This is a genomic window from Rhizobium sp. SEMIA 4085 (assembly GCF_013004495.1).
GTDB classification, from domain to species: domain Bacteria; phylum Pseudomonadota; class Alphaproteobacteria; order Rhizobiales; family Rhizobiaceae; genus Rhizobium; species Rhizobium gallicum.
The window spans coordinates 1-6,865 of sequence record NZ_JABEPH010000330.1 but is presented as its reverse complement, the minus strand read 5'-3'; the positions used below and the strand labels follow the sequence as shown (position 1 = coordinate 6,865).

Sequence of the window (6,865 nt, the reverse complement as noted above, 5' to 3'; positions counted from 1 at the left end):
CGTCTATTTGGACGTGTGGATGCCGGCCCGGGGCGCTCCTCTCCGCGATGAGCGATTTCTCCGGTTTCTGTTGTTCCCCGATAAGCGGCTGACCATTCAGGTTCAGAATGCGATGAAGCTGGATGGTCCGACCGACGAGGTTGGCGACCATGGTTAGAAAGCATACGTCCTCGTCGGAGGGGAAGATGGTGGTGCCATTCCTGACGCGGTCGATCGATAACGTGCCAAGAATTTTCTTCTCAGCCTTTACCGGGACGCCAATAAAGGCAATTGGGACGGTGCCGCTGCTCCGAGACGTTTGAAGATCAGCCTGAAATAGTTCGGACTTGCCAACATCCTTTATGACGAAGGGCGCACCCGTTGTGACGATATGGTCTATTACGGCCTTCGGTATGACGCCGCGATCGGCTGATTGAGAGGGGCGGGGAATGTCGGCAGTTGCGGTAATCTCGGGCTGTCCTTCTGCGGCCAGGACAACGATTGCTCCGTGCCGTATTTGCAGAAACGAAGAGAGGATGTTCACGACATTGGCAAGCGTGATCTCTAGCCGGGCATGGGCGGTCAGGACCTTCGATATCTCATAGATTCCGCTGAGCAGGATGTCCGCTTGGCGCATCGGTTTAGCAGGGAGTGCAGGCAGAGCTTCTACCCCATCGACCGATCGCGCGGGCATGTGAACCATTATAAAGCCTTTAGTTGTCTATGACGGATCTCAAAAACCTCTGTTTGTACATATTCATATGAACCTGTGATACGGGTTTTCAAGATTACAAGCCGATCTTAGCAAAATTGCTGCAGCGCTTGGCTGCAATCGCGGTGTTGGTTCCAGGCTCTTGGGCATATGCAAGCGGTTACCCGAACTTGAAGAGAACACCAAAGCCGCCTTTTGGGTAATTCCACTCGATCTCACCACTTGCCTCGCACAGTACTCTGCACGTGCCGCACTCCATGCACCCGTCGGTTGTGATCTCCACTTGGCCCTGGTCGTTCAATTCATAGCATTTGGCCGGGCAGACACTCGTCAGGGCGTACAGATTTACGCTCGGGGACTGGTGCGGTCGCACTTTAATGTGCGGGCGGCCTGAATCGACCACATAGCGGTTTTGGTAAAGCTTGTCCTCTACGCGTATGTTGGTCACTGCGATCGTCATCTCATCTCTCCTTCAGCGCCAGGCGAATGCAAAGCGGACTGCGTCACTGACCAGCCCCCAGCGCGAGCGCGCCTTGATGAAGGCGGCCGTCGTCGCCCGTTCCTTCTCGATCTTCGGGGTGCTGTCCACTCGCATGAAGTTCTGCGCGGCCTGCGACAGCAATTTTGGATAGGTCGTGAAGAAATTGCGGGAATTGGTGTGCAGCAGGGCAGGCATGTCCTTGTATTTCCGCAAGTCTTTGATGACAAATGACTTCTCCAGCATCGACTTGTAAAGGGCGAGGTTCTCCTTGATCATCGGCTTGCCGCGATTCTTGATCTGGACGATAGCTTCGCCGGCGATGCGCCCCGACGTCATGGCGAGATTGGATCCCTCGCGGTGCACGGCATTGTTGAGCTGCGCCGCGTCGCCGACGACGACCCAGCCGTTGCCAAAGAGCGGCGGGATTGCCTTGTAGCCACCTTCCGGAATGAGATGAGCGGCATATTCCTTGACTTCCGAACCCGCGATCAGCGGCCGGACCGATGGATGGTTCTTGAAGTTTTCGAGCAGGTCATAAGGACTTTCCATTGTCGCGGCGAATTCGGAGACGAGGCAGCCGATGCCGATCGAGATCGACTCTTTGTTGGTATAGAGGAAGGCGAGCCCGGCCATGTTGCGGGAGATAGTACCAGCTGCCTCGATGACGCAGCCTTCATTGGCCTTAAGGCCGAACCGCTGGTCAATCACCTCTTCGGCCAGGAAATGCATTTCCTTGACGGCGAGCGCCACGGTTTCGGGTTTCGGCGTCTGACGCAAACCAGCCCGCGTGCCAAGCAGCCCGTTGACGCCTTCTGCGAGAACGACCACGTCAGCGAGGATCACGTCGCCGGCACGGTCGGTGCGGACGCCGATCACCTTGCCCTCTGTGTCGTGGGCGAGTTCCGTCACAGTCGTCTCGCACAGAAGCGTTGTTCCGGCCTCGCGCACCTTGCGCGAAAACCATTTGTCGAATTGGGCGCGAATGATCGTGTAGCGGTTGGGGTTCGTCTCATTGAAGTCATCCGACCGGTATTGCATCCCGGTGTGGGACGTGTCGTCCATCATCCAGAAGCGCTGCTCGATCAAATGGCGCTCGAGAGGCGCGTCATCTCGGAAATCCGGGATGATTTTCTCCAGCATGTTCGCGTACATGATGGCGCCCTGGACATTCTTAGATCCCGCATATTCGCCCCGCTCCAACTGCAGCACCTTCAACCCGCGGCTTGCCATGGTGTAAGCAGCTGCGTTGCCGGACATGCCGGCCCCGATAACAATGGCGTCGAACTTTTCCTCGGTCATGGCCGTGTCCCCTCAGTTCGCAAGCTTATCGCGACTGTGCGGCGACAGCCGATGGGTGAAGAGTTCCGTCAATGACGGCAGGAAACGGATCGCATCGGTGACGGCGCCGAGGTGCGCGAAATCGAAGATCGGCGCGTTGCGGTCGGTGTTGATCGCTATAATGAGATCAGCTCCCTCGACGCCAACGCGATGCTGGATGGCGCCGGAAATGCCGGCCGCTATGTAGAGCTTCGGCCGGATCGTTTTGCCAGTTTGGCCGATCTGCCGATCAGCCGGCATCCAGCCCTTCTGAACGAGCGGGCGCGAACAGCCATACTCGGCCCCGATCGCCCGCGCGAGATTCTTCACAAGCTTCAGGTTTTCCGCCGCGCCGAGACCGAGGCCTCCGGCAACCACGACATCGGCATAGGCGAGATTGGCCTTTGCCGACTGGCCATCGGACAGGAAGCCGAGGACTTTGGTGACGATCTCTTCCTCGACCATCGGCACCTCGTGTTGAACGACGCGCCCGACCTGATTATTCCCGCGCTGCGGCATGGCCATGACCCTCGGTCGCACTGTTGCCATCTGCGGCCGGCAGTTGAGCGTGTAGATTGTGCATAGCAGGGAGCCGCCGAAGGTCGGCCGGGTCGCCGCGAGGGAGCCGTCCGCATCCACATCGAGTTCGGTGCAGTCCGCCGTGAGCCCTGTCAACAAGGTCGTCGCCACGGAACCGGCCAGATCGCGGCCGAGCGTCGTCGCACCTAAAAGCAGAATCTCGGGTTTGTGGGTAGCAACCAGATCCGTCAATGCTTTGGTGAAAGGCTCGTTCCGGTAGTCGGCGAGCAGTGGGGTCTCGACGATGTAGGCAAGGTCGGCGCCATAAGCAAAGGCCTCGGCGATGGCAAACCAGGTGGCCTCTCCCGGCGGTCCGAGAACGACGCCGGCGAGCTGGACGCCCAGCTTGTCGGCGAGCTTGCGGCCTTCACCGAGCAGTTCGAAGGAGACGGGATGGACATGGCCGCGCTCCAGCTCGATGAAGACCCAGACGTGCCGATAGTCCTTAAAATGCGCGGGCAGTCCCTTCTTCATTCCGGCGCGGCCGGCGGCGGGAGGAGGGGTTTTTCGTTTTGCGGTCAACTTCGTCGCTCCTTGCCGTCACGCGCCGCCGTTAAAGGCGAGTTCGTTTTCCAGCCCCGGCTGGCGCGAGAAGATCCCGGCGATCAACTCATCCGCGAGATCGCGCGGCGTCTTTTCGGTGGTGTCGATTTGCTCCGCCTTTTCCGCCCGCTCAGGAGGTGCAAAGACGCGCTTGACGACGGTTGGCGAGCCACGCAGGCCGCATTTGGTGAGGTCCTCGATGCCGGCGTCGGCCGCACTCCACTTCACGATCTGGCTGCGCGCGGCGCGTAGCGCGTCGTCGAGCGAGCCGCGGCGGATCTCGTTGGTGCCTTCCAGCATGGTAACGAGGCAAGGAAGCTTGCTCTTCAGCGTCTGCGTGCCGCCTTCCGAGCGGCGCTCTACCGTGATCTCACGCGCATTGAGATCGATGGAAGCGATCTTCGCGACGTAGGTGAGCTGCAGGAGGTCGAGCCGCTTGGCGATGCCGGGCCCGACTTGGGCGGTGTCACCGTCGATCGTCTGCTTGCCCGTGAAGACGATGTCAGGCGTGCCGAAGGACTCTCCGATTTTCGCGATTGCGTGAGACAGAGCGAATGAGGTCGCAAGCGTGTCGGAGCCGGCAAAATAGCGGTCGGTCAAGAGTACCGCGCGGTCGGCACCGTAGGTGAGCGCCTTGCGCAACGCGTCCTCTGCCATGGGCGGCCCCATGGTGAGCACGGTGACCTCGCCGCCATGAGAGTCGCGCAATCCAAGGGCTTCCTCCAAGGCGAAGAGGTCATAGGGGTTGATGATGGTTGGCACACCCTGACGCATGATTGTGTTCGTCACCGGATGGACACGTATCTGTGCGGAATCCGGCACCTGCTTGATACAGATTACGATGTGCATGGCGGTTTCTTACTTCCTCCCTAAATGGATGGCGGGCTTGGCAGTTCATATCCTTGCATGCATCATTTGTGCCAACCGTGTTGCATTCCGCTATCCATTTGAAATGTAGCTGTTTTTGTTCTAGCCGTGTTGGCGTATGGCAGAATTTGTCGACTTCTCGACATTGTCGTGTCGCAACCGTGACGCGCTCAGTCCTTCTCGAACGGCTTCAGGAAGGAGTCCAACGGGACGAAGGTGCGGCCCGGTGTGGCGGGTTTGTCCGGATCGTGGTCCCTGAGCACCTTGAAGATCCGGTGCGTGAGCGGCGAGGACGTCGCGAAATCATCGTAGGCGCGTTCCAGCATGGCGCGCGCCCGAGCAGCGATCACCTGGTCGGGGAGATCGGAGAAGTCCTCTGCAGCGAGGTACTGCCCAATACGTTTCATGATATGGAGTCGTGAGACATCGAGAACCTTCCGGTCATAGGAGACCCCAAGGACTGCGAAGAACTCCTCCGCAGCCGACAGGCCCTTCAGCCGCTCGAGGATGTCGTTGACATTGATGGGACTGCTGTCAGCGGAGCAACGGCACATTGGATTCTCTCCGGTCGGAAACGGTGGTCTCGAGTGCATTCCCGCAAAGCTGAGGCTTCAGCCGCAAAGTGCGCGCTTCGAGGCGGTCGACCAGCGAGCAATCGCGTCGGCAATCGGGCGCGTATTGGCTGATGGTCGAGATCAATCGAGCGGGGGAACCGATATGCCCACCGCGGTCATGACGGCGACATGGGGTTGGGAGGCTGCGTCCACGTGCACCTTGACCTATCTGTCGCGGTGATCGCATCGCCTCTCGCGCGAGACGCTCTCCAAGCCCATTAAGTATTTGAAGCCGGCCCATCCGGCCTGGACCAGGATGCAAAAGCCTTCCGCCAGCTCGCTGGCGCGGGAAAAAGCACTCTTGACGGCGGCAACAGCATTGTCCGTGAGCGTATTCATGGCTCGATTTCTCCTCAGTCCGTGACGTGTTTTCGGATCACGTTGCATGGACCGTGCCAAAGGAAAAAACCGTTTCAACACTGCGCAATCTCTCTGGCACTGCCATGAATCTTGTGCGCCATTGCTGGGAAGATGTCGGGCAACTGACACGTGCCGTCGGATTTGTCGAGTCCGCCACACAGGGTGTTCGACATGAGTGACTGCTGGATCTCACGTAAACCATTGACGAGCGTGCAGAAGATTTTTTCTGAGCTTGCTTCGGCGCAATTGGCACGACTTTTGAAGCTCCATTTTGGCGAGGCGGCAAGACTGCCGATAGATGATCACATGCCAATGTGAAGCTGTTGAAGACGATCCCTGGCATTGGCGGGTTCTTCGCCCGGCTGAACGATGCGGAGATCAACGACATATCGCGGTTGCGCACGCCGAAGAAGCTTGCCAACGATGCCGGACTGCTGCCGTCGACCTATTCGAGCGGCGGCAAGAGCTTTCGCAGCAAGATCATCAAGCAAGGCAACAAGTGGCTGCGCTGGGCCTTTGTCGAAGCGGTCGCGCTGGCCATCGCAGCTTCGAGCCCAATACGAGCATTTGAAGATCAGGGGAGTGAACACGGCGCGTGTTGAGATCGCGCGCGAGCTTTTGACGATCGCCTTCCAGATCCCGCCTGACCAGCGCGCGTACGAGCGGCGCGGTGAAAGCACTGTGGAAGGGACGTCAACGATATCCCGGCTGTCCTGATGAATGTCTAGCGAGCCCGGCAGGTCTGGGCTGCGCTCTTGAAGGAGAATGGGAAACCGGGAACCGGATCTCACTCTGTGACCGAAGCTAAGGCAGCAGGGTCACGGATTGGAGATTGGTTCGAAAGCCGAAGGGCGGAACAACCTGTCCTGCGAGCAGAGAAGATTCAGCCGATCGGCAAAAACGCCCAAAACACAACGGAACCAAGGAAAAGCCGACAGTTGAAGGCGTTTTGCCCCTTGTGTTCTTTCATTGGAGATTTTCATGACTGAAGCAACACTCATTGGAGGCAGCGGTGACGCGTCAAGCATCGCGGCTGTCCAGCAATCCCCATCGGTTGACGACAAAACCACAGGCGCTCCGCACAGGTACGCCCAAGGCGACGCGTTCGTTCAAGACGCTTTGCGTCGGACCGCAGTCGCGGAACGATTCGATCTTTCTCTTGTGCTCGCGAGGTACCGGAGAGAGTACGGCTTCTCACAAGCCGTCGCAAAGGACCATCGACGCGAACTTGTCCGTTTTTTGGCGCTCTGCGCGACCGCCCGACAGTATGGCCGCTCATACGGGATGATGGGCGCAATCGATGGGCTATGGCACATGTTCATCATCTTCACTAGAGAGTACGCTTGATTTTGCGAAGAGGTGGCGGGGGCAGGTTCGTGCACCACATTCCGGAACCCGATGGCGTCGCTACGC

7 protein-coding genes and 1 pseudogene are annotated in these 6,865 nt (G+C 58.8%); 1 reads left to right on the top strand and 7 read right to left on the bottom strand.

Going from position 1 to position 6,865, the window contains the following annotated elements; translation table 11 throughout:
* The 7 genes from C9413_RS25355 to C9413_RS25325 all read right to left on the bottom strand — a co-directional run.
* On the bottom strand, positions 1 to 616 hold a 616-nt coding region (locus tag C9413_RS25355; RefSeq protein WP_170251059.1), incomplete at its 3' end, for a GAF domain-containing protein.
* A 235-nt stretch (positions 617 to 851) separates the two neighbouring features.
* Complete coding sequence (locus C9413_RS25350) at positions 852 to 1,151, bottom strand: ferredoxin family protein (RefSeq protein ID WP_040114245.1); 300 nt, start codon at positions 1,149 to 1,151, stop codon at positions 852 to 854.
* Between the two features lie 12 nt (positions 1,152 to 1,163).
* The gene (locus C9413_RS25345; protein WP_040114246.1) at positions 1,164 to 2,471 is read right to left on the bottom strand and encodes an FAD-binding protein; all 1,308 of its coding nucleotides are present in this window, start codon (positions 2,469 to 2,471) and stop codon (positions 1,164 to 1,166) included.
* Positions 2,472 to 2,483: 12 nt separating this feature from the next.
* Positions 2,484 to 3,542 carry an electron transfer flavoprotein subunit alpha/FixB family protein gene (locus C9413_RS25340; RefSeq protein WP_052451696.1) on the bottom strand — a complete coding sequence of 353 codons (1,059 nt, stop codon included), beginning with the start codon at positions 3,540 to 3,542 and terminating at the stop codon, positions 2,484 to 2,486.
* 66 nt (positions 3,543 to 3,608) lie between these two features.
* Positions 3,609 to 4,460, bottom strand: a complete 852-nt coding sequence (locus tag C9413_RS25335; protein WP_040114248.1) for an electron transfer flavoprotein subunit beta/FixA family protein — start codon at positions 4,458 to 4,460, stop codon at positions 3,609 to 3,611.
* A gap of 188 nt (positions 4,461 to 4,648) precedes the next feature.
* Positions 4,649 to 5,032: a nitrogenase stabilizing/protective protein NifW gene (nifW, locus tag C9413_RS25330; protein ID WP_040114249.1), complete on the bottom strand. Its 384-nt coding sequence runs from the start codon at positions 5,030 to 5,032 to the stop codon at positions 4,649 to 4,651.
* Positions 5,033 to 5,257: 225 nt separating this feature from the next.
* The gene (locus C9413_RS25325) at positions 5,258 to 5,431 is read right to left on the bottom strand and encodes a hypothetical protein (RefSeq protein WP_166677348.1); all 174 of its coding nucleotides are present in this window, start codon (positions 5,429 to 5,431) and stop codon (positions 5,258 to 5,260) included.
* Positions 5,432 to 5,754: 323 nt separating this feature from the next.
* Here C9413_RS25325 and C9413_RS25320 point away from each other — a divergent pair.
* Positions 5,755 to 6,169: pseudogene (locus tag C9413_RS25320) on the top strand (IS110 family transposase); the annotation flags it as partial.
* Positions 6,170 to 6,865 lie beyond the last annotated feature (696 nt).

What these genes read in the sequence shown, in the direction of transcription:
- C9413_RS25350 (WP_040114245.1), bottom strand. Translation starts at nt 1,151, where the DNA reads ATGACGATCGCAGTGACCAACATACGCGTAGAGGACAAGCTTTACCAA.
- C9413_RS25345 (WP_040114246.1), bottom strand. Translation starts at nt 2,471, where the DNA reads ATGACCGAGGAAAAGTTCGACGCCATTGTTATCGGGGCCGGCATGTCC.
- C9413_RS25340 (WP_052451696.1), bottom strand. Translation starts at nt 3,542, where the DNA reads ATGAAGAAGGGACTGCCCGCGCATTTTAAGGACTATCGGCACGTCTGG.
- C9413_RS25335 (WP_040114248.1), bottom strand. Translation starts at nt 4,460, where the DNA reads ATGCACATCGTAATCTGTATCAAGCAGGTGCCGGATTCCGCACAGATA.
- nifW (WP_040114249.1), bottom strand. Translation starts at nt 5,032, where the DNA reads ATGTGCCGTTGCTCCGCTGACAGCAGTCCCATCAATGTCAACGACATC.
- C9413_RS25325 (WP_166677348.1), bottom strand. Translation starts at nt 5,431, where the DNA reads ATGAATACGCTCACGGACAATGCTGTTGCCGCCGTCAAGAGTGCTTTT.